The following is a 22,196-nucleotide window of genomic DNA, read 5'->3' as shown; positions in this document are numbered from 1 at the left end:
ACTTTCTTCTTAATTTTAACTAAGTAAGATAAAAATTATAAATTATCTAACAGGCAATTCTGTTCTTAATTCTTCATAATCTTTTTCTTGCTTAAAAATTCGCTTACGCTCTAAATTAAATTCTTCACTCAACACATCTTTGCTTTTTTGATAATCTTTGATTTTTATATTCGCAATATAACTTAAAGTATGGATTAAATCATCACTCATAAAGGGTCTATCTTTAGCTTTTAAAATCTTCTCTACTAAATCCTTATTATTTTGCTTAAATTTATCTGTCAGCATAATATAAAAAGGGATTTCTGCAACAAAACGCGAAGTAACAAAATGTCCCAAAACTCCTTTATACTCATACAAGCTCTCCCCATGATCGCTTAAATAAATAATAATTGCTTCTTTATCTTCATAAATTTTAAAAATCTTATACAATAAATCATCTGTATAAAAAAGAGAATTTTCATAATCTTTAATAATCTCTTTCTCTTTTAGAGTAGTTTTAAAAGGCATTTTTATGTTCTCTGTTTTAAAATATTCAAATTCCTTTGGATAGCGATTTTTATAACTAAAATGACTTCCCATCAAATGCACAATGCTAAAACTATTCTCTATTTTAGCCCACTCTTTAACAAATTCTAACAATCCTCCATCATAAGCTTTATTCAAAAATAAATCATGGCTTACAAAAGGATCCAAAAATTGTGTAATATCTGCTCTATTTGCAATAGCGGTTGTTAAACGCGTATGAATAGAAGCCAACTCTTGATTGGAAAAATAAGCCGTTTTATAACCTCCAAGCTTAAATAAATCTATTATATTTAAACGCTTAGAAAAATCTTTATCCCCTGCACTTGCAAAATTTAACAAATAATCCAACACAAAACTTGTTTGTGCATAAGGTGCAATGCAATCACTAAACTTGATTAAATTGCCATCACTTTCTAGTTTTCTTGCAAGTGGCGTAGTATCTAGCTTGTTTCCATAAAGACTTAAATGATTTCTTTGCGCACTCTCACCTATAACAAGCACAATATGTGGAATCTTTTTAGTTGTTTTTACACTCCCTTGATATGCTAGATACATTTTTTCATAATTTTTTTCATATTCTTTTGTGCTAGTGAAAAGATTATTTTCTAAATAAAGCTGGGTAAAACTATGTATAATTCTTGTTAGAGAAAAATCTCTAAGTTTTGCAAAAGATTCTATTTCACCCTTTCTATAATGTTTATTTAAAATATCCAAAATAAAAATAAGTGCAACTAATAAATAAATTACATAAAATATTTTCTTAAATGCTAAAAATGTGGGGGGGGGGGGCTAAATGAGCTTTTTTATTCCAATAAAAAAATATTACCATTAAAAAAATCCCAAAAATCACAAAGAAAAACTCATAAACTCCCATATAAGTTAGCAAAAATTCATAGGACTCTTTTAAATTTGTCTGCAAAAGTGCATCAGCAATCAGTGGATTAAAAAGAGTTTTATAAGAATAGAGCAAAAATCCTTCCACCACAAAATCTAAACCTGCAAAAACAGCCAAGAAAACCAAAAAGTATTTTGCTTTTTCTTTAAACAAACAATAAAACAAATGGATACACAATAATTCTAAAAGTAATGCTATAAAAAATGCTCTAAAAAGCTTAGAATAAAATCTCTCTCCCATAATATCATCGCCAAAATAACCCATATAATACCAAAAACAAATCAAGACTAGATTGCATAGATATACAAACAAAACTAAAACAAAATTCTTTCTTAAAAATTCATAGAAGTTCATTCTTCTCCTTTAAAAATTTAAATAATATTTAAGTTTTTATATAAATTCTTTTGCCCATATCTCTTGCTTCCCTACTTTTCATTCAAATAGCAAGATTAACAATTCTTCATAAATTTAATAACAAAATACTTATTTTGTTATGATCAACAAAGCTTATCTATTCTTCTTCTAGCTCTTTGATAAAAAGCTCATCAATCCCTCTACTTAAACTCATTCCAAAAAGCAAAATCGCCCATGAGAGATAAATCCAAATAAATAAAAAAATCAAAATGCTAAAAGATCCATAAAGCGTTAAATAGGCTTTATTATAAAACACATAATACACAAATAAAAATTTACAAAACGACCAAACAAGTGCTGTAAATAATGAGCTAAAAAGTGTATTTTTTGTGCTAATTTTAGTATTTGCCGAGATTTTAAACAGCATAAAAAATACAATCCAAGCAATAAAATACGGGCTAAGTCGCAAAAGCCATGCAAAATAAGTGCTATAACCTAAAGTTTGCAAATACGCATAAGCCTTTGCACTTAGATAAATAGAAAACAAAATTCCCACAGGAAAAAGTGTCATACAAGTCCAATAAACCGCTAAAGAATCCCAAAATCCTCTAGCTTTTGCATGAAAAATTTTACCCGCTATGTATTGGTAGTTTCTAAAAAACAAAATAGAAGTTACAAAAGCATATAAAAGCCCCATACCCCCAAGTTTATTAGAGTTTGCCACAAAACCATCCATATAGGATAAAAACACATCTGAATGTGTTGGCAAAAAATTCTCTACCACCAAACTCTTAAAACTTTGCATATATTCTTTAAACTCTGGCAATACAGCCACCAAAGAAAATACAATTAAAAACATAGGCAAAAGGGCAAAAATCGTATAAAAACTAAGGCTTGCAGCAAAATACAGCAAGTCCCCCTTTAAAAACACATATAAATACCTACCCAATAGCCTTATTTTTATAATTGTCTGACTTAAGATTTCTTCCATCTTTTTATTCGCAACTTGTTGCAATGCTATAACCATAGCCTTTAATGCGTTCTACTTCTTCTTTGGGAGTATTACCCTTAGTAGTTAGATAATCTCCTAAAACCACCGCATTAATTCCACATCTAAAAAGCTCTTCTTGATCATTGCCAAAAACTCTCTCACGCCCTCCTGCTATCATAAGACGAGAATTTGGCAAATATTCTCTTGCAAGCTTTACGCATTCTAGCGCTTCTTCTTTGCTTAAAACCTCTTTAGTAAGTGGCAAAGCAGGATTTGGAATAAAAAAATTAATAGGCACACTATGAGGATTTAGCGTTTGTAATGCACTTAATAAATCTAGTCTATCTTGCCAAGTTTCACCCATTCCAAAAATTCCTCCACTACACAATCCAAGCCCTACTTCTAGTGCATTTTCACAAGTTTCATAACGCTCTTTAAAGCTATGTGTGCTACAAATTTGTGGAAAAAAGTTTTTAGAGGTTTCTAAATTATGATTATAGCTTGCAATTCCTGCTTCTTTTAGCTCTTTTAGTGCTTCTTTAGTAGCAATTCCGCTACACCCTATCAAATGCAAATGCAAACCCTCTTTTAATATCTCTTTTGCAGCTTGAGAGATAAATTCTACGCGTTTATCATCAAGCTCCCTACCGCTAGTAACCAAACAAAAACCCAAAGCCCCATTATCTGCAGCTCTTCTTGCTTCTTGTAAAATCTGCTCAAGCGGTTTTAATCTATATCTTTCAATTTTAGCATTGTATTTGGCACTTTGCGTGCAATAAGCACAATCTTCTAAACATGCCCCGCTTGAAACATTACAAATACTGCATAAAAAAATATCTTTCATTATTTATGCCTTTATCACTTCATCGCGTCCATTAAAATCTTGGATTTTAATGCTAGGATTTTTGATAAAAAATATTGCAAAATCCTCATTTTCCACATCTTTATAAATTTCTTTAACTTCTGGATATTTTAAAAACATTGCTTTTTTAATCTCTAAATCTTGACTAAAATCTGCCTCACCTCTAATCCTTATCCAAGTATCTTTACCATTAAATGCACTTATTTCAATTCCACTAAAATTTTGCATATGTTTATAGAGATTCTTCTTTTTTGAAGTGCAAAAATAAAGCTTCCCATCTTTAAAAAGTGCTGATTTTATTGGACGCACTCTAGGATTACCACAAGTTCCTTTTGTAGCTAAAAATGCAGGATAATTGTCTAATAAATCTAATATTTCTTTTGTCATAATTTTTCCTTAAATTTTATTTTGTTGTATCTTCAATTCTTTCTTTACAAAAGATACATTCTAATACATCTTTTTTACGATAAGTGCGACGCGCCATTAAACTGTTGCATTTAGGACAATGGGTATTTGTAGGCTCATGGGCTGAGATAAAGTCGCATTTTGGGTAATTGGCACAACCATAAAACTTACCTCTTCTACTCATTCTCTCCAAAATATCTCCACCACATTTTGGACATTTTACATCTTTTAGAGGTTCTTTTTGGGCTTGTTGTGTTGGATTTAAAGATTTAGTATTTTTGCATTCTGGATAACCACTACAAGCTAAAAATTCTCCATTTCTCCCACGCTTTTTCACCATAGGTTTGCCACATTTCTCACAAACCCCGTTATCTTCTTGTGCTTCTTCAACTTTTACTTCTTTTTGGATATATTTGCATTTTGGATAACCACTACAACCTACAAATTCTCCAAATCTACCGCTTCGCTTTATAAGCTCCTTACCACATAAAGGGCAATTTTCTCCTGTTGGAATAGCTAATTTTTGGCTTTCAATACTGCTTTTTCCCTCTTTAATCTTTTGTGCAAAAGGCTCATAAAAATCCCATAAAAGCTTCTGCCAATCTTGTTTTGAGAGTGCCACCTCATCTAGTTTTTCTTCTAATTTTGCAGTAAATTTTGAATCTACAATTTCATTAAAATATTTTTCTAAAAGCTCCACAACTTTAAATGCAATTTCTTTAGGCTTAATTTGCTTTTTTTCAATTTCAATATATTCTCTTGCATTTAAAAGAGAAATTGTAGGCGCATAGGTGCTAGGACGCCCTATTCCTAAAGCTTCCAATGTTTTAATCATACTTGCTTCAGAATAGCGTGAGGGCGGTTCTGTTTGATGTTCCTCTAAAGAAATTTTCTCTAACTGCATAGCCTCTCCCACCTTCATAGGAGGAAGTAATTTATCCTTATCTTCATTACCTAATACTCTATAAAATCCATCAAAAACTAGCTTTCTACCTGCAATTTTAAAAAGAGAATTTGAAGAGCTTATAAAAATATTTTGCAATTCAAATTCTGCATCATTCATCTGTGAGGCTAAAAAGCGGTTATAAATAAGACTATAAAGCTTTAATTCATCACCCTTTAGAAATTGTGCTGCAATCTGTGGAGTATAATCCATTAGCGTTGGACGGATAGCTTCATGTGCTTCTTGTGCCCCTTTTGACTTTGTAGTATATACTTTAGGTTTTGCGGGTAGATACTCCTTTCCATAAACCTTTTGTATCTGCTCTCTTGCAGCACTTTGAGCTTCTTTTGCAATATTTAGACTGTCTGTTCTCATATAAGTAATCACACCCATAGAACCTTTATGTGTCATCACACCCTCATAGAGTTTCTGTGCAGCTTGCATTGTGCGTGAGGGCGAGAAACCTAAAATAGAGTTTGCACTCTGTTGCAAGGTAGAAGTCATAAAGGGCGGAGGGGTAGAGGTTTTACGCTTTTTATTTTCAATTTCTTGAATACTAAAATTCTCATTTTTAAGCACATCTAATACATTTTGAGCTTCATCTTGCTTTAAAAAGCTAAGCTTTTCTATTTTTTTACCTTGAAACTCCACAAGTTCAGCGTCTAAGCCTTTTTTAAAAGTGCTTTGGATACTAAAATAAGTTACGCTCTTGAATGCTAAAATTTCTTTTTCTCTATCCACAACAATCTTCAATGCACTGCTTTGCACACGCCCAGCACTTAATCCCCTTTGAATTTTAGATGAAATCAAAGGACTTAGACGATAACCCACAATCCTATCTAACAGTCTTCTTGCTTGTTGTGCATTTACCTTATCCATATCCAAAATTCTTGGATTTTTTAAAGAATCTGTAATAGCCTTTTTAGTAATCTCATGAAAAACAATGCGTGGCAAAGACAAAGGCTCTTTACCAATTGCTAGTGCAATATGATAGCCAATAGCCTCCCCCTCTCTATCCTCATCAGTTGCGATATAAACGACTTTAGCATTTTTAGCTAGTTTTTTTAACTCACTCACAACATCTTTATGCGAATCATCAATCTGATATTCAGGAATAAAACTTTCATTTTCTACTTTAATCCCAAAAGTGTGCTTTGGCAAATCTCTAATATGTCCTTTTGATGCAATAACCTCATACTTATCGCCCAAAAAACTCTTAATCGTCCTAGCTTTTGTAGGCGACTCTACAATAATCAAATCTTTCAAAGTAAATCCTAATTATTTTAATTTAGGGGAATTATACTAAAAATCGTATGAAATTTCTAAATCACTTTTAAAATCAATCTCGCACCACTTTCCATAAATATAAACTGCTTTTGCATTGGCATAAGTATCTATCAAGCTTTGCAAAAAGCTTGTCATATACATATTTGCAAAATCTTTACCATCATACAACTTATTTTTATCCAATTTTTCATAAAACTTCATCACTTCTTCTAAAAATCCATAAGAAATTTTAAAAAGCCCAATATATTGGGCTTCACACTCCTCATAATTCTTAGGTTTTTTACCAAGTTCTATAATTTTTCCTTCTTTAATTTTTAGAGTTTCTGCATCTTCTAGTGGATTTTGAAATCTTTTTTGCCATAAACTTTTCCACTCTTTATCTACAACAATAGCCAAAGGAGAATTGGCTTCTTGTAATTTTAAAACACTTTCTTTAAAATAAATAATATCTGCATAGCTTACAAGTAAATCTTGCTTTTGTTCTATACATTTTTCCATAAACTCCCTTGCTTTAAAAAAGGTGCTAACCATATTGCTTTTATCATATTCTTTATTTTCATAAATTTTAGAAATTTGATGGGTTTTACTTACATAATTTTTTAAAACTTCAAATAAATATCCTCCCACAACCGCTATATTTTTAACTCCTGCTTGTTTTAATGCTTCTATTTCATAATCAATAATCTTCTTGCCTCTAAATTCCACCATACATTTTGGATTATCTTTAGTAAGTGGCATTAGGCGAGATCCAAAACCAGCTGCCAAAATCAATGCATTCATTTATATTTCTCCTTGTAAAATTGCATCTATTTGATTTACAATAAATTCACTTGAACTGCCTACATTATAAATCACTTCTTCTCTAAAACTCTTAATTTTTTCTTGCATAATTTTAAAATCTATTCTTTCTATTCCTTGCCTTAAAACCTCAAAACTATCGCTAATTCCATTGGGTGTAATTTTATCAATATATTTTTCAATTTCATTTTTAAACTCATAATGTTTATAAAAAAAGCTCGGACGCAAAGTGCTAAAAGAGTAAGTAAATGCAGTCGTAGAAATATCTGTAATTAAAAAATCGCTTCTATTAAAATAATCTCCTCCTAAATTTTCATCAAAACAAACTCTATCACTGTCTTTGAATTTTGCTTTTATAAGCTCATAAAAATTATGCTTATTTTGAAAACTAACTGGATGTGCATGGATTAAAATCTTATATTTTGTATTCTCTAAAAGCCATTCTATTAAATTGCTCTCCACTCCACTTATAAGATTTAAATTACTATATTTTGAAGCATCAAAAAAACGCAAAGTAGGGGCAAAAGAAATGATATTTTCACTCTTGTAAGAATAGTTTTCTATACTTAAATCTAGCTTTGGATACCCACAAGGAAGAAGCTTAACCTTGCTGTCTTTTAAGTTTTTTTCATAAGTTTGCATAGCTACCGATGAGGGAACTACAATATAATCATAATAATCTTTCACTCCTGTGGCTTCTAATAGGCTATGAGGAAAATACATTCTTTTAGCACTTTTACTTAAAAATTCCCTATCAATTTTCCCATCATTATAGCCCACTTCATCTGCAGTCAAAATCAAATCTATCCCTTCTATATCTGCATCTAAATAGTAAGTCTGACCATTTTCTATCACTCTCCAAGGGAATAAAAGATTATGATGGGCACTCCTCTCAAACTCATCATTTAAAATTCTATCCACCACACTAATTACATTATACTTTTCTTTAAGTTTTAAAATAAGAGAACCAAACTGCTTACGGTAAGTAGGATAATAAGCCAAGATTACAATATTCTTTTTATCTGTGCTTAGAAAACTCTTAAGACTCTTAGAACTCATAGAAATAAATTGTTCAATTTGCAATGCAATATTATTCATATTATCTCTCCTTCTAAAAATTCTTTAATTTTTAAGCTTTTTTGTCTAGAAATCTCATCAAAATTTGCAATCACTTCACACAATTCTTTTAAAGAATATACACATATTCCAATACTTTCTAAAAGAGTATAAAATTTATCTTTTGGAAACTCTATCTTTGTAAATCCCATAAAAGTAAATATGCTAGGGCGTTCAAAATACAAGGAATATTTAAAAGCAATACTAGAAACATCGGTTACTAAAAGATCTACATTATCTTTAGGAAACTCACTAAGCTCCAACAAATGCCCCCCCCCCCCGCAGTATATTGTCTTTAATCCTTTTATCTGTTCTTTGATGAGGCAAATACAAAATTTCTCTACCTTCCCCCATAAGCGTTTCTAAAATCTGTCTATCAAAAGTTGCTTGCAAATTCGCAATAATATTATCACTAAATTCCCTTATGCTAGGTGCATACAATATCTTCATTTACATTTCTCCTTAAAATTTTTAATTGCCTCAATCCATTTTTTAAAAATCTCTTGATTTTCTATTCCGCCCTCCCTTTCTATATGCCACATTATGCCAAAAAAAGGCAAAGTTTTATGGAAAAAAGATTCCACACTTTTATCTTCTGCATAGCTTTGTGCTACAAGCTCTTCTCCAAGTTTTACAATACAATAATTATGGAAAGAATTTACTTTATAAATCTCATTTTGTGCGGTTTTAATAAAATGCTCCCCCACATGTCCAGCTCCCAATTTTAATTGAGAACCAAAATACTCACTAAGCATTTGTGCACCGCGACAAACTCCTAACAATGGCTTATGTGTCCTTTGGCAAAGCTCTATGATTTTTGTTTCATACAAGTCGCGTTTTTGCGAAAGAGGGTTGGGATTTAATGCGTTTAAATCATTTCCACCACTTAAAATCACTCCCGCCAAAACCTCTTGATAGCATTCAATATTAATTGCATAGCTTAAAGGAAGTGGCAAAAACCCTTCTAAATTTTTAGCAAAAAACTCTCCCCATTCAAGTGATAAAGCCTCTCTTAATTCATAATAGCTCTCATTTTGTAATAATCTTTGTGAGATTCCAATAAATTTTAAAGACATGTAATCTGCCCACTTCCGCAATTTAATCTTAAACGCTTATGTTTTAAAAGCTCGGCAAAATACTCTTCGCCCACCCCAATGCAAGCTGGCATTCCAAGCTCTGAAGCTCTAATTGCCATATGAGAATTTGCCCCACCATAGCAAGTAATAAAGCCTAAAATTCCTTTGGTAAATAAATAATCATACCCTGGATCTGCTGCATAAATTAAGACAATCTTGCCTTTTAAATCACTCTCTCCCTCTTTAGCAGTTTTTGCCACTACATCAAGTTGCGTAATGAAATTTGGAGAATTTTTAATCCCAAAAAAGCTAAAAATCTCCTTTTCATTTCTTAGAAGTGCTGGAAGCTTTAAAGCTTGTGTTAGCTTGTATTCTTGCATATTCTGTGCAATCTCACTCAAAAATCTCTCTTTTGGGCTTTTAGAATAAAGTGAAGAATATAAAGAAAGTATGCTTTTAATATCCAAATGTGCCATTTGCTCTTTATTTATCCCATAATACTCTCCAAGCTCCCCAATTAATGAAATTGCTTTAGATAAAAGCTTACTAAATTCAAATTTAGCTTGTTCTCTTCCCTCAATAGCAACCCTTAAAAATTCCATAAATTCTAGTGCATTTACCTTAATTCCATGTTCTTTTAAAAGCCTATTTAATTTATTTTGCATTATAGAATCTAGCACATAAGGCTTTGTTTTTTTAAGTTCTATTTTTTGCTCTGTGTCAAAATACTCACTAAATGCCTCATCATAACGGGGAGATAAAATATCATAAGTTCCCGCTCTTAAATGCCCAAATTCCTCCAAAAACTGCTCTTTATTATTAGAATCTAATTGATTGCTTGCATAGCTCAATCTTTTGCTAATAGTTTGCAGCGAGTTTAAAAACTCATTTTTCTGCTCTTGTGTGAAAAATCCAGTTTCTACAAGAGAATTTAGCATTTGCACTGCAATAAAACCTGCTCTTGCAATTCCCGCAAAAGGAAGCGTTCCATAGCGTTTGCAGTCCTCTATAAGCCAATAAATCTTGTCTAAAATAGACAAATCACTCTCCATAAGCTTTTTATAAAGCTTTGGAAGTTTTTTAATCTTTTTTAGATCTTTTAAATAAAGCCCATTTTTTGGGTGGATAATCTCATTTGTAAGCTCTAAGAGTGAAAATTCCAAACGCTTTAGCTCATTTTCATTAAAACCAGCTTCTTTTAGCTTTTTTAACTTATTTTGGAGATTAAAATCATAACTTGAAAAGACAATATTAAATTCTATTTTATCATGCAAACTAGGCTCTTTATCTAAACAATCAAGGTAATAATCTACTAGCTTGGAGGCAATTTTGCTATCTAAATTTTTTGGCACAAAAGAATTAAAAGAAAGTCGAACATCAATATAAGGAATTCCTAAAAACGAGTGCATAAGAGGATGGGAACGCAAGTTTAAATACTCATAATTATCCCTTTGATAAGCCCAAATACTATCCGTAACTATCTCTTTATATAAGCTCAATGCTAATCTTTTTGGTTTTAACCCTATAATTTCTGCTGGATTCCAATCAGGCATTACACCAAAAATAGCCCTTTTTCCATGTAGGTTTTTTAACTTTCTTTGCAAACTTATAAATCTTTTTTGCAGTCTTTTTAGCGCTTCTTTAGGAAGTGCATTAAAAAGATTTAAATAAGGCTCTACAAGCGGACGCACCTGCAAACAATAAAGCTCACCTTTTTTATTTTTTGCAAATTCCACATCAATAAAAGGGTAATTATAAAGCTTCTCTAGCTCCTTTATTAAATCTATTAGAGATTTTAAATCTTTATCTTCTAAATCTTTGGCTCCCCTATGTGAAAAAAAGCTAAATTTCTCCTTAGCACTTCCATCTGTAATAGCATGGCTTGTGCCACTTTTATCAAACTCAATACAATAATAAGGGGCAAAATTATCCTTATCCACACTAAATGCAACCCCACACATGGCAATATCATCTAGCATAGGCTGGATTAAAATCTCATCTTTTAAATCTGGCATAGAATCTGCAACTTTTAAAATCGCTTCTTTAAGCAATTCTTCCTTAGCTTCTATATTTAAAAGGCTTAAAAAAGCTCCTGCATTAGAACAAACTTTAGAATCTTCACTAAAAGAAGAACTTCGCACCACAAACTTTTTTGCCTGCATTTTTAAGATCTGTTTAATAACCCCATTAGGATTTGTGCTAAACTCCTCTTTGTTTGTAATCAATAATGGCAAAATTTTAGCACTCTTTAATATATTTTGTAATACTTTTAGATTTTGTGCTTTGGAGATAAATTTTAATTCCTGCATTTATTTTTCCTCACATTTTCTTGCAATAAAATTAGCAATAAATTCACTAGATTTTCCTAGATGAAACACTTCTTTTTCTCTATATTTTTGGATAGCTTCTTGTCTTATTTTCTTTTGCCTTAAGTCTTCGTTAAAAATTTCTTCTAATTTTTGAAACATTTCTTCTTTGTTTGAAGCCATTTTGTGTAAGAGTGGATTTACAAATCTAACTCCTGCAAACTCATTTTCTAAAACTTCTTTAAAGAGCAAAATTACAGGCTTTAAGCAAGTAAGTGCAAATGTATAAACTAAGCTTGAATGATCCCCTATTAGCACACAACATCTATGCATTATCTCCGCACTTAGCTTTTGCGTCTTATCATAAATAAACCACGGCTGGTTTTGATATTTTTCTATGATTTTTAAATTCTCTTGTTTGGCAATATTTCCAGGATAGGGGCGAAAATAAACTTTATGTTTTAGCGAAAATCTCTCTTTAAACTCCTCTAAAAAGCTATCAATAATTGCTAAATTTTCTTTTTTGTTAATAGCTATCAAAATATCGCCCCCCCCCCCGCTAGAATTTACCCTATATTCTTGATATTCTTTAATATTTAAATCTAAACTTGGATACCCCCCACACACAAGCTCTTCTTCATAACCACTTCCCTTAAAGCCCTCTTTATAAATTTTAAAATTAGATAGGCTTGAGATAATCCTATATCCATTAATCCCCATTTTGCGTTTAAAATAAAACGCATCTAAAGGACGCTTTCTTTGAGCTAAAGTTGCAATAGGATCAATAAAAGCATGGGGAACATAAATATATTTTGTGCCTCCCTCTGGCGTAGTATGAGGCATAAGACATGTTACATAAAATTTAAAAAGATTTAAAAAACAACCAAAATAACTGCTCTGCAAAGGAAAAAAAATACATTTATCTTTATAAAACTCACGCTCTTTTAAATACAAATCCTCTTCGCCATAAATATAGGCTATTTTGATATTTTTCTCCTCTAGCTTATTTGCAATTTCTCCTAAATGCTTATTAGAACCAAAACTTGTCCTTTGAATCCCTATGGTATCTTGCTTGATTTTTAGCTGTTTTTTAAAGCTCTTTTCTTTTTTTCTAACAAGTGCAAAAAATTCTTGCAAAAATACGCCATCTTGCCTTAATGAAATAAAAAAATGCAAAATAAAATAAGCCATATAATTTAAAAGATAAAAGCTCTCTTTTTTTTCTTTATAGCTCTCTTCCTTATTTATCTTGCCAAAACAAGCAAATAAAAGCTCTTCGCACTTTTGTATTCCATTAAAAAATTCTATATCTAAATTTTTTGCATTCAAAACTAACTTATCATACACACTTTTATCTTGATGGATAATCCAAAGTTCCCCATTTTTTTTGATTGGATTTTGACAATTTTCAAGTGAGGTTAAATGAGAGCCATCATCAATAAATTCTATTGCTTTGATGGCAAAAAACTTCTTGATTTGCTCTAAAATAATAAAAGCTGCTTGACTATCTTCACCACTTGGGTAAAGATAGATAGTTTTAGATTTTCTTAGCACTCCAACACCTTGTTGTATATTTAATATCAAATTCGCTAGGCAATTTTTCTTGCATTTTATTTGCAATTTTTAAAAACAATTCTTGCCCCTCTTGTGTCTCTAAATCCCAATAAGGATTTTTCACACTTCTCCAAGCATTGATGTAGTTTTCTATGCTTTGATGGAAATAAAAATCCTCTTCAATATAAATAATATTATCAAACATTTCCTTATGTGCTTCAATAATACTTCTTTGCTCTTCGCGTCTTACTCCTCTTGTGTAATTTGGAACAAATTCCAAAATAATTCCCTCTGCTACTTCTTGAATAGGATCTTTTAAATCCCTATGATTCCACATACAAGAAAAATAACAATCTTTTTGCAAAAGTCTATAAGATTCCTTTAGAGCTTCTGTTCTATCCATTACATTAAAGCTACTTCCAAAAGTAACCCAATTAAACGCACCACTTTGAAGTGTAGAATCTATCCCAGTGGCTCTAACCCACTCTATTTTTTGCCCTTTAGTTCGCTCAATTCCTATTTCTCTCATAGCATCATTTGGCTCTACTGAAACTACCTCACAACCTCTTTGCAACAACATAATACTTAAATTCCCTGTCCCCGCACCAATATCTGCTACCTTTTTACCGCAAGATTGTGTAAGTTCCACTAGCATATCAATGGTTTTTGGTGCATAATTTGGTCTATAACTATAATATTTTGCATGTTTTGTGTAATCCCATACTTGCTCAACGATTTTTTCCATATTTTCTTCCTTGCATTCTTGACTTAGAATACAAGGAAGATTATTTTAGACTACCTTAGCACTCCAAGCCCTAATTTTATAAGAGATTTTAATTAGCTCTAAATGAGAAATTTTATTTTCAATCATTGCTAAAATCTTTCCCCAACGCTCCTCTCCTGCTTGTGCTTGAATATCATTTACAGAATGCCAAGCTCCAAGATAACGCTCTTTACTCATTATCTCTTCATAATCACACTCCATAAAAAAGCAATCTTTAAAATCCCCCGTAGAGATTAAAACTTGCTCCCAAGCTTTTGCATTTTGACTTCCACTACTCACACGAGTAAGCTCTGGAACAATATGCTTAATTTCTTCTTCAATTTCATAGAAAATAGAATCTTTTAAAATATTTCTAGGGTTCCAAATGGCACTAAAATACCCCCCCCCCCCCCGCAGAGGAACTAGATTTTAGAATTCTTCTAAATTCTGGTAAAGATTTATTAGGATCAGTCCAGTGGAACGAACTTGCCATAATTACCCAATCTGCACAATTTGAAGCCACTCCTGTATCTTCACCACTTCCTTTTTGCCATTTGATTTTAGTATCTTTGGTGTATTTAATCCCTTCTTCTCTCATATTATCATTTGGTTCTACTGCAATTACATTTAAACCCATTTCATCTAGCATTTTAGTAAGCTTGCCTGTGCCTGCCCCCACTTCTACCACTTGTAAATCGCATAATACTTTATTGTTATCATTTATACAAGCAACTAACTTTTCTAAAAGCATTGGACTATATGCAGGACGATTGTGGTAATGCTTTGCCACCTTTGTAAAATCACCTTGTTTCATTATTTTCCTTTTTTAATTTTCTTTATAATATTTTAGCTAACTTTTTGTTAAGCACATATTTATTAAAACTATTTATAAACTTTCTTGAAATTCTACATACCACCACTTTCTTCTCATCACTCTATACCCTTTTCTTTACAAATTTTTAAAAACTCTTGATAATATTTCCATGAAGCTACAATATCTGGGCGGTGTTGCTTGATATGGGTTAAATCCTTTTCTATTACTCTATAAAACTTTGCTGCTACTTCTGTGTTGTTTTTCAAATATTGCAAAATATCTTCTTCTGTAAATTTCTTTTTCTTTTCAATTTTATCTTGCTTATACATTTGTTCCACATAAGAATACAAAAAGTTCTTTACTTCATCAAATAATATTGTATTGTTTTGTAAAATTTCATAGTCTCTTTCTTCACAGACACACACCACATTATCAAAAAATAAATTTTCTCCAAATATTATCTTGGTTAAATCCCTATAATCATTTTTACCATTTATTGCCTGATAGGTCGTTACTAGCACTTTTACACAATCTTGCAGATATTCTTGTGCAAGGTTTTGATATTCTTCTAAATCTCTCAAAGTAGCTTGCAATACAAATGGAAGAACCATCCTCATATCACCACCATTTAATTTAGATTGGAATAACTGCGGATTATTAGGGACATTAAAGCCAAAAATTTTAGACATTTCTTTAAGAGTATTATAAGTTTTATCTCCCACAATACTACTCATATCATAATAGTAAATAGAATCTATGCTATGCTTTAAAAGATTAATACGGTAGTTTAGGATATGCCAATCACCATCTGAATACTTGTAAAGATTTTCCAGTTTTGGATATCTATCATAATGAAATTTGTCTCCTTTATTCTTTTTCTCTATAATGCACACTTCATAAAGCATAAAATTTGACAAATAATCCCTGTAATCAAAATCAAGTTTTACCATTTCTTCTTTTTTATTATTTTTATTTGTAGGACTTATCTCATAAGCAAAATGATTTATAAAAGGCTTCAATAAAGAAATAGCATCTCTTACAAGACATAAGTAGGGAACTTTTTTAGAAATCAAATAGTATAATTTATCATTATATTTTTCTGCATAACTAGATAAAACAATAGCATTACACTCTCCACTTTGCAATCCTACATACATTTCTAAATATTTACCAAAATTACTAAAGTTTACAATAGGGTTTAACCTAATGTTGCAATACCTTAAAAATTCTACCATAGCCCCAGTACCAGCTCCATGAACTCCCAAAAATACAAACTTATAATTCTCTGGTAAAGGCAAATTTATCTCCCATGCAAATTCTGCTGGAATATTCCTATAATCTGCAGTTTTTGGATTAATTAAAGAAGGATAGGGATGATTTTCTTTTTTATATTTTTTATAAAATTCATCAGATTTTAGCCATCTCTCAATTATGCTAAAATTGCTTAAAAAATATTCAAAATTGTTTAAAATAGTTTGTATAATAGGCTTATAATCTTGATGTAAATTTATGATTTGAGCCACTCTCTCAATCCTAATTACATTTTTAAAATGTGCCAAATATAGTAGATTTTTTACATTATTTGATAAACTCTTAATTACTACTTCTTTACACTCTTGCTTTGCTTTCTTAATTTGCCGTTTAATTTTAAAATATCCTGATTTATGCCAACTCCCATCTTCCCTTATAATCATATCGCCAAGCAAATAAGGAAAATCAGTTTTACACCTTAAGCTTTCTCTATAGTCCTCACAATCTTCTATTTTTGGATATTTTAGCTGTGGAAAAACTTTAATGTTTTCTTCATAGATTCTCTTGCTTTTAATATACTCTTTTCTGATTTTTAAAAGAGAAGCTATTAAAGAAAAGCCCCCCCCCCCCCGCAAGTATTATGCTTTATCATTATATTGCCTAATTTGTAGGCAAGATGATTTTTTACTCTATCTACCGCAGAATTTGGATTTTGCAACATTTTAACACCTTTTAATATACTAATATAAAAATATCAAGAAGTAATTTCTACAATGACTCTTGCTAGCTTCGTAAAAAGCAAGTCAAAATCTTTTATCTTTCTTTCACTTGTTTCTTTGGCACTTCCAAATTGATTTGCATTGTCTAAATCCTCATCATTAAGTAAAAATACAGGCTTTCTACTCCTTTGGCTAATAGCTATCAATGTATTAAAATCTGGAATTTGCGCCAAATCATAAGGAGATAATTCAGAAAATTCATCCTCAATAGCTCTTTTAAACTTATCTTTATCAACAACACAATGGATACTATTTAACTTTTGCACTAATACTTCATTAATAGCACCCCTTATCTCTTTAATCCACTTTTCAAAAGATTTTGTTGGTGCTTCATTTCTAAGTCTATATCTTTGCTGAATTGCGCCTATAAACAAAGGTTTATTTTTAATGCTTCTTATGGAAGTGGCTTTCTTAAATTCTTCTATCTCTCTATGCCACTGCATTATTTTTTTACTTAACGAATGTACAGCTTGCAAACAGAAATAATCTGGACTTGTAGGAACTATAAAATAATCACTTCCCATCAATACTAATTGATTTAAACCACTAATACTAGGACTTAAATCAAGCAATAAATAATCTATATCATTATTTCTTGCTATTTTTTCTAAAGTCTCAAAAAAACTCTCGATAATTTTTCCTAAAATTGGCAAACCACTCGTAATTTTAAAAGCTGTTGTTATTTGACTATCAAGCTCTGAAAGATTCAAACTTCCTGCTAATAAAAATAAATTATTATCGACTGGGTAAATCTTGCCATCATTTGCCAACTCTGAACTATTTGAGCCCGATATAATTTTTTCAACAATAGGCTCAAATGTAATAAATTGCCTATTTTGATAAAAACTTTCCATAAATTCATCATCCAGTGCCTTATTTGATAAAACAAGTCCAGTTAAATTGCATTGAGGATCTAAATCTACCATCAATACTTTTTTATCCAACCTTGAAAGAGCCCACCCTAAATTATATGTTGTAGTTGTCTTACTTACACCACCTTTATGATTAAAAAAACAAATGGATTTCATTTTCTAAAGCCTGCATAATTGTATAATTTTTAAATTTTATTATACATTTTAAAAACAAAATTTTTCTTTAATCCTAAAAAAATTAACCCTATTTTGCCTCATTTATAACGCTTTTAGAAAACTCCTTATAATTTTTCTATTTTCTAAAGTTTCAAAAAATTAGAAATTATAAATTCACCTAAAACCTCACTTGCATTCCCAAAATTAAAAAAAGATTGTTCTCTATAAGATAAAAGTTTTTCCTTCCAAATTAAACGATTTTTATAAATATCATCCACAATTTCCAATAAATCATCTTTTTCAAATTCAACTCTTATGCCAAGTTCCAAATCAAGAAGTTTATTATCACTAATGCTAGGAGCTAAAGCCAAAACTGGAAAAGTATTAATAGCAGTTGTAATTCCACCCACAAATGCAAAACTTCTACTATACAATTCCCCACGCATCCACCAATCTCCTTCTATAAAAAAGTTTGGATGTTTTTGCAATTCTTTTATTTTCTTGTTTGCTTCTATCCATAAATGCCTACCTTCAAAAAACTGCCTATCCCTATAAATAACTCTATATTTATTTAAAATCTCTTGCATAAAAGGCAAAAACTTAAAAAATTCTTCTTCATGATAAGGGGCAAATACTATTGAATCCTTACAGCTTTTTAGTTTAATCTCTTTTGCTATAAGATCAAAACCTAAATATCCACATTCAATCGTCTTTATAGATGTAAGATTTTTGGGTGAAAATTTCTTTAATCCCAAACTTAAATAATCTATTTTATCCTCATAATATCTTTCCATATCCACATTAGACCAATCATTTAATGCATGCCCCAAATAAAAAGTAGGCACATTTTTATTTTTATTATTGTTTAAAGATGTCTTGCATAGAACTTTCAAAAAAGAAATTTTATCAGTATATTCTAAAGGGAAACAAACAGCATAAATTCTATGTTTTAAAGGGTTATCAAGAAATCTTTTTAAAACATTATCTAAAGAAGACTTAGTAGCACACAAATATAAAAGATTTGCATCTGAGTTTTCCAATAAATAATTATCTAAATACCCTATATGCTTATCTTTAGCAATGCCACAAAGCTCTATACCAATAACTTTATCCCAACCCAATCCCATGATATCATCTTCTATTTTCTTAACCATCTTAGTAGAATATTCACCAAAGGCATGTTCTTTATAAGAAAGTTTATAATTATCTAATTTTTTCTTTATTTTCTTGATTGTCTCTTGATTTGCTCTAATCACCTCATTGTTAGCTAAATTTATACACCCCCCCCCCGCAACTATATCATCCTTTAAATCTTCTAATGTATTTCCTTTTATGGCATCGTCTATATAAATAACTTCACAATTTTCTCCCTCAACTTGCCTAATCATCTCTCCTAGTAAAATTCCCGAAATTCCTTTAGGATACACATAGATTTTATCCTTTAACATTCCAGTTTATCTCCACATTTTCTAAAATTTTTTCTATCTTTTTATCTAGCTCATTTTGCAGACTATTATCAATAATCACATCAGCATTAGGCACTTCATAGGCTAAATCCACCCCAACAACATTGCTAATCTCTCCACAAAGTGCCTTACTATAAAGCCCTTTTTGATCACGCCTCTTTAGTTCTTTTAAATCGCATTCTATATAAACCTCTAAATAATTTTGTAGAGTTTGGCGATTGTATTTATACACTTCATTAAAAAGCGAAATGGTTGTAACCACAACCACCTGCCCTTGATCGCTTAAAAATTTAGCAAATTGTGAGCGTTTTAGTGCCACTTCTATCCTACCTTCCCTATCATAGCTATAATGCCCTAGCAAATCTCTTAGCTCATCTCCATCTAAATACACTACATTGGGAATTTTTTCTTTTAGTTTTTGGCTTAAAGCTCTGCCTAGAGTGCTTTTTCCACTCCCTGCTAAACCACATAGCCAAATTACAAGCCCTCTATCATTCTCCACTAACTGCTTCATTTACCACCTTTATAATCCTTTGCACTTCTTCCACCTCCAAATGTTCTCCCATAGGCAATGAGAGAATTTGCCCTTGATAGAATGTTGCTCTTTTGTTCTCGCTTGGCACTACATATGTTTGTTTGTAAAAAGCAGGGGTATTTGGCAGAGCAATAGGATAATGCAACCCATACTCAATATTCTTATTCTTTAATGCTTCTATAATTTTCTCTCTTTTTTGAAAACGCACTACAAATAAATGCCAAACACTCTCTCCCTCACTTACCTTTGGAAGCTCCACTTCCTTTAACCCCTCATAATACATCTTAGCCACTTCTTGCCTTTTTTTATTCCATTTTTGCAAATACTGCAACTTTACTTTTAAAATCGCAGCTTGAATAGAATCTAATCTAGAATTTCTCCCCACAATAGTATGCTCATATTTAACTAAACCTCCATGGTGGGCTATTTGTTTGCATTTTTGTAATAATTTTTCATTTTTACTGACAATAGCACCTCCATCTCCATAAGCACCTAAATTTTTACCCGGATAGAAACTAAAAGTAGCAATATCTCCAAATGTGCCAACCTTATCTCCCCTATATTCTGCCCCATGTGCTTGAGCACAATCTTCAATCACTTTTAGATTATTTTTTCTAGCAAGTTTCAAAATCTCATTCATAGGAGCTGGCATTCCATATAAATGCACCACCAAAATTGCACTGACTTCTTTGGTAATTTTATTTTTTAAATCTTCTAAATCCATTCCATAGCTTTCATTGCAATCTACAAATTTAATTTTTAAACCATTATTTACAACAGCTTCTGCACTTGCTGCAAAAGTATTTGCAGGCACAAGCACAATAGAATCTTTTGGTAAATTCAAAGCTTTGATAGAAATCTCAAGCGCATCAGTTCCATTAGCAACCCCAAGAACTCCAACTCCCCCACCTAAAAATTTAGAAAATGCCTCTTCAAATTCCCCCACAACACTTCCGCCTATAAAAGCACTCTTGCTAATCACTTCAAAAATTGCTTGATCTATTTCCTCTTTTATTGTTAAATATTGCTTATGTAAATCTAAAAATTTTATAACCATATAGCTCCCATCCAAGAATAATCTTTGTAATGCTGATATACTTTACTCTCCACGATTTCTCTCCAAGCTTCTTTCATAGAATCATTCCAAGAAATATCATCAAAAAGTATTACCCCCCCCCTTGCCATAAAGGGTAAAATTTGCCTAAAATACTCCAAAGTTGCCTCTTTATTATGATGTCCATCAATGAATGCAAAATCAATAGGGGCAATTTTAGAAAGCAAATCTGGCAAAACCAAATCAAACCTACCTTCTAAAACTTCTATATTTTCCAAGCAAAAATATTTATGATTTTCTCTTGCCACTTTAGCTAAATTTTCACTTCCTTCAATGGTGTAAATTTTAGCCTCTGGTGCAAAATAAGCCATATAAGAGCTAGAAAATCCACAACAAGTTCCAAGTTCTAAAATTACTTTTGGCTGTCTTTTTTGAAAAATTTCATAAATTTGAAATGCCTTTTCTTTCTTAACTCCAATTTTTGCAAACTCCTTTAAAGGAACATTTAATTTTACTCCTTTTTGCATTTCCTCTTTCGTGCGTTTATCCTCTGCTTGCCCTGCTCCATAATCAACCACTTCCAAATAATCGTTACTTGCTTTTAACTCTTCTCTTTTATCTTCTATTATCTTTACAACTTCTAAAAATTCCACATAAATTCCTAAAATTTAAATTTCTCTAATTAATCTTGCAGGATTCCCAGCATAAATTCCTTTTTTTACAATATCTTTTGTAACCACACTTCCTGCACCTATAACCACTCCATCACAAATACTAACAGGCAAAATCGTAGCATTAGAACCAATACTTACTTGATTACCTATCTTAGTTTCTTTCCATAAATCTTTATTGCCATTTGCAGGTTCGCCTTTAGAAAATAAATCATTTATAAACATCACTCCATGTCCTATAAAACAAGATTCTCCAATACTCACAAGCTCACAAATAAAACTATGACTTTGAATGCGTGTATTTGCCCCTACTTTAACTCCTTTTTGTATCTCTACAAAAGGCCCTACAAATACATTATCACAAAGCTCACATTCATACAAATTACATGGTTCAACAACTTTTACATTTACACCCATTTTAACCTTCTTTATTCCGCTCCTTAATAAAGTAAATATCTCTTGCTTCTTCATTTAAATACTTATCTTCTGGCACAATGATAAACTTCTTACCTCTAATAACAAAAAAAGGAGGTTCAAAACCTGGCATTGAGGTAGCACGAATAATCTTTTCAAAATATGCCCCCCCCCCCCCCCCCCCCACCCCCCCCTTTTTTTTTTTTTAAAAAAAAATTTTTTTTTTTTTAATAAAAACCCTTTTTTTTTTTATTTTTTAGTTTTTTGGGGGTTTTAATTATTTTTTTTTTAATTATTTTTTTTTTTTTT

The 22,196-nt window shown here is 31.2% G+C and carries 23 protein-coding genes and 1 pseudogene; all 24 read right to left on the bottom strand.

Annotated elements, in window-relative coordinates:
- Positions 1–42: 42 nt before the first annotated feature.
- Complete coding sequence (locus B6S12_RS05855) at positions 43–1,239, bottom strand: phosphoethanolamine transferase (protein ID WP_111229868.1); 1,197 nt, start codon at positions 1,237–1,239, stop codon at positions 43–45.
- Positions 1,240–1,285: 46 nt separating this feature from the next.
- On the bottom strand, positions 1,286–1,774 hold the full coding sequence (locus B6S12_RS05850) for a hypothetical protein (RefSeq protein WP_111229867.1): 489 nt from the start codon (positions 1,772–1,774) through the stop codon (positions 1,286–1,288).
- 157 nt (positions 1,775–1,931) lie between these two features.
- Positions 1,932–2,789, bottom strand: coding sequence for a YihY family inner membrane protein (locus B6S12_RS05845; RefSeq protein WP_245892553.1), 858 nt, complete (start codon positions 2,787–2,789; stop codon positions 1,932–1,934).
- Positions 2,770–3,609 carry a biotin synthase gene (locus B6S12_RS05840; RefSeq protein WP_111229866.1) on the bottom strand — a complete coding sequence of 280 codons (840 nt, stop codon included), beginning with the start codon at positions 3,607–3,609 and terminating at the stop codon, positions 2,770–2,772. Before B6S12_RS05840 ends, B6S12_RS05845 begins: the two co-directional genes overlap by 20 nt.
- 3 nt (positions 3,610–3,612) lie before the next feature.
- Entirely contained in the window at positions 3,613–4,014 is a 402-nt protein-coding gene (locus tag B6S12_RS05835; RefSeq protein ID WP_111229865.1) for a pyridoxamine 5'-phosphate oxidase family protein, read from the bottom strand.
- Positions 4,015–4,030: 16 nt separating this feature from the next.
- A complete protein-coding gene (gene topA, locus B6S12_RS05830) occupies positions 4,031–6,241 on the bottom strand; it encodes a type I DNA topoisomerase (protein WP_111229864.1) in 2,211 nt (736 codons plus the stop codon).
- 36 nt (positions 6,242–6,277) lie between these two features.
- Positions 6,278–7,042, bottom strand: coding sequence for a phosphocholine cytidylyltransferase family protein (locus B6S12_RS05825; protein WP_111229863.1), 765 nt, complete (start codon positions 7,040–7,042; stop codon positions 6,278–6,280).
- Positions 7,043–8,158, bottom strand: coding sequence for a CDP-glycerol glycerophosphotransferase family protein (locus B6S12_RS05820; RefSeq protein ID WP_111229862.1), 1,116 nt, complete (start codon positions 8,156–8,158; stop codon positions 7,043–7,045).
- Entirely contained in the window at positions 8,155–8,442 is a 288-nt protein-coding gene (locus tag B6S12_RS05815) for a CDP-glycerol glycerophosphotransferase family protein (RefSeq protein WP_181450973.1), read from the bottom strand. Before B6S12_RS05815 ends, B6S12_RS05820 begins: the two co-directional genes overlap by 4 nt.
- Positions 8,429–8,626: a hypothetical protein gene (locus tag B6S12_RS05810; protein WP_111229860.1), complete on the bottom strand. Its 198-nt coding sequence runs from the start codon at positions 8,624–8,626 to the stop codon at positions 8,429–8,431. The genes B6S12_RS05815 and B6S12_RS05810 overlap by 14 nt, the downstream gene beginning before the upstream one ends.
- On the bottom strand, positions 8,623–9,252 hold the full coding sequence (locus tag B6S12_RS05805; protein ID WP_111229859.1) for a gamma-glutamyl-CDP-amidate hydrolase: 630 nt from the start codon (positions 9,250–9,252) through the stop codon (positions 8,623–8,625). Before B6S12_RS05805 ends, B6S12_RS05810 begins: the two co-directional genes overlap by 4 nt.
- The gene (locus B6S12_RS05800) at positions 9,243–11,561 is read right to left on the bottom strand and encodes a PEP/pyruvate-binding domain-containing protein (RefSeq protein ID WP_111229858.1); all 2,319 of its coding nucleotides are present in this window, start codon (positions 11,559–11,561) and stop codon (positions 9,243–9,245) included. The genes B6S12_RS05805 and B6S12_RS05800 overlap by 10 nt, the downstream gene beginning before the upstream one ends.
- On the bottom strand, positions 11,562–13,112 hold the full coding sequence (locus tag B6S12_RS05795; RefSeq protein ID WP_111229857.1) for a hypothetical protein: 1,551 nt from the start codon (positions 13,110–13,112) through the stop codon (positions 11,562–11,564).
- A complete protein-coding gene (locus B6S12_RS05790) occupies positions 13,096–13,857 on the bottom strand; it encodes a class I SAM-dependent methyltransferase (RefSeq protein ID WP_111229856.1) in 762 nt (253 codons plus the stop codon). Before B6S12_RS05790 ends, B6S12_RS05795 begins: the two co-directional genes overlap by 17 nt.
- Positions 13,858–13,902: 45 nt before the next feature.
- Positions 13,903–14,689: pseudogene (locus tag B6S12_RS05785) on the bottom strand (class I SAM-dependent methyltransferase).
- 116 nt (positions 14,690–14,805) lie between these two features.
- Positions 14,806–16,575 carry a DUF2972 domain-containing protein gene (locus B6S12_RS05780; protein WP_111229855.1) on the bottom strand — a complete coding sequence of 590 codons (1,770 nt, stop codon included), beginning with the start codon at positions 16,573–16,575 and terminating at the stop codon, positions 14,806–14,808.
- A complete protein-coding gene (locus B6S12_RS05775; RefSeq protein WP_245892551.1) occupies positions 16,548–16,661 on the bottom strand; it encodes a sugar transferase in 114 nt (37 codons plus the stop codon). The genes B6S12_RS05780 and B6S12_RS05775 overlap by 28 nt, the downstream gene beginning before the upstream one ends.
- 33 nt (positions 16,662–16,694) lie before the next feature.
- Positions 16,695–17,747, bottom strand: a complete 1,053-nt coding sequence (locus B6S12_RS05770; protein ID WP_111229854.1) for a ParA family protein — start codon at positions 17,745–17,747, stop codon at positions 16,695–16,697.
- A gap of 143 nt (positions 17,748–17,890) precedes the next feature.
- Positions 17,891–19,195 carry a hypothetical protein gene (locus B6S12_RS05765; RefSeq protein ID WP_245892549.1) on the bottom strand — a complete coding sequence of 435 codons (1,305 nt, stop codon included), beginning with the start codon at positions 19,193–19,195 and terminating at the stop codon, positions 17,891–17,893.
- Positions 19,182–19,727: an adenylyl-sulfate kinase gene (locus B6S12_RS05760; RefSeq protein ID WP_111229853.1), complete on the bottom strand. Its 546-nt coding sequence runs from the start codon at positions 19,725–19,727 to the stop codon at positions 19,182–19,184. The genes B6S12_RS05765 and B6S12_RS05760 overlap by 14 nt, the downstream gene beginning before the upstream one ends.
- Positions 19,705–20,805, bottom strand: coding sequence for a DegT/DnrJ/EryC1/StrS family aminotransferase (locus tag B6S12_RS05755; protein WP_111229852.1), 1,101 nt, complete (start codon positions 20,803–20,805; stop codon positions 19,705–19,707). The genes B6S12_RS05760 and B6S12_RS05755 overlap by 23 nt, the downstream gene beginning before the upstream one ends.
- Positions 20,796–21,455: an O-methyltransferase gene (locus B6S12_RS05750; protein ID WP_111229851.1), complete on the bottom strand. Its 660-nt coding sequence runs from the start codon at positions 21,453–21,455 to the stop codon at positions 20,796–20,798. Before B6S12_RS05750 ends, B6S12_RS05755 begins: the two co-directional genes overlap by 10 nt.
- A 15-nt stretch (positions 21,456–21,470) precedes the next feature.
- The gene (locus B6S12_RS05745) at positions 21,471–21,890 is read right to left on the bottom strand and encodes an acyltransferase (RefSeq protein ID WP_181450972.1); all 420 of its coding nucleotides are present in this window, start codon (positions 21,888–21,890) and stop codon (positions 21,471–21,473) included.
- A gap of 1 nt (position 21,891) precedes the next feature.
- Positions 21,892–22,074, bottom strand: coding sequence for a hypothetical protein (locus tag B6S12_RS05740; protein ID WP_111229849.1), 183 nt, complete (start codon positions 22,072–22,074; stop codon positions 21,892–21,894).
- Between the last annotated feature and the right edge of the window lie 122 nt (positions 22,075–22,196).

The organism is Helicobacter valdiviensis (genome assembly GCF_003245365.1).
Taxonomy (GTDB): domain Bacteria; phylum Campylobacterota; class Campylobacteria; order Campylobacterales; family Helicobacteraceae; genus Helicobacter_D; species Helicobacter_D valdiviensis.
This window is presented reverse-complemented; position numbering and strand designations above follow the sequence as displayed.

Coding starts and splice junctions, on each gene's coding strand:
- B6S12_RS05850 (WP_111229867.1), bottom strand. CDS start 1,774: ATGAACTTCTATGAATTTTTAAGAAAGAATTTTGTTTTAGTTTTGTTT.
- B6S12_RS05840 (WP_111229866.1), bottom strand. CDS start 3,609: ATGAAAGATATTTTTTTATGCAGTATTTGTAATGTTTCAAGCGGGGCA.
- B6S12_RS05835 (WP_111229865.1), bottom strand. CDS start 4,014: ATGACAAAAGAAATATTAGATTTATTAGACAATTATCCTGCATTTTTA.
- B6S12_RS05825 (WP_111229863.1), bottom strand. CDS start 7,042: ATGAATGCATTGATTTTGGCAGCTGGTTTTGGATCTCGCCTAATGCCA.
- B6S12_RS05820 (WP_111229862.1), bottom strand. CDS start 8,158: ATGAATAATATTGCATTGCAAATTGAACAATTTATTTCTATGAGTTCT.
- B6S12_RS05810 (WP_111229860.1), bottom strand. CDS start 8,626: ATGAAGATATTGTATGCACCTAGCATAAGGGAATTTAGTGATAATATT.
- B6S12_RS05805 (WP_111229859.1), bottom strand. CDS start 9,252: ATGTCTTTAAAATTTATTGGAATCTCACAAAGATTATTACAAAATGAG.
- B6S12_RS05800 (WP_111229858.1), bottom strand. CDS start 11,561: ATGCAGGAATTAAAATTTATCTCCAAAGCACAAAATCTAAAAGTATTA.
- B6S12_RS05790 (WP_111229856.1), bottom strand. CDS start 13,857: ATGGAAAAAATCGTTGAGCAAGTATGGGATTACACAAAACATGCAAAA.
- B6S12_RS05775 (WP_245892551.1), bottom strand. CDS start 16,661: ATGTTGCAAAATCCAAATTCTGCGGTAGATAGAGTAAAAAATCATCTT.
- B6S12_RS05770 (WP_111229854.1), bottom strand. CDS start 17,747: ATGAAATCCATTTGTTTTTTTAATCATAAAGGTGGTGTAAGTAAGACA.
- B6S12_RS05765 (WP_245892549.1), bottom strand. CDS start 19,195: ATGTTAAAGGATAAAATCTATGTGTATCCTAAAGGAATTTCGGGAATT.
- B6S12_RS05760 (WP_111229853.1), bottom strand. CDS start 19,727: ATGAAGCAGTTAGTGGAGAATGATAGAGGGCTTGTAATTTGGCTATGT.
- B6S12_RS05755 (WP_111229852.1), bottom strand. CDS start 20,805: ATGGTTATAAAATTTTTAGATTTACATAAGCAATATTTAACAATAAAA.
- B6S12_RS05745 (WP_181450972.1), bottom strand. CDS start 21,890: ATGGGTGTAAATGTAAAAGTTGTTGAACCATGTAATTTGTATGAATGT.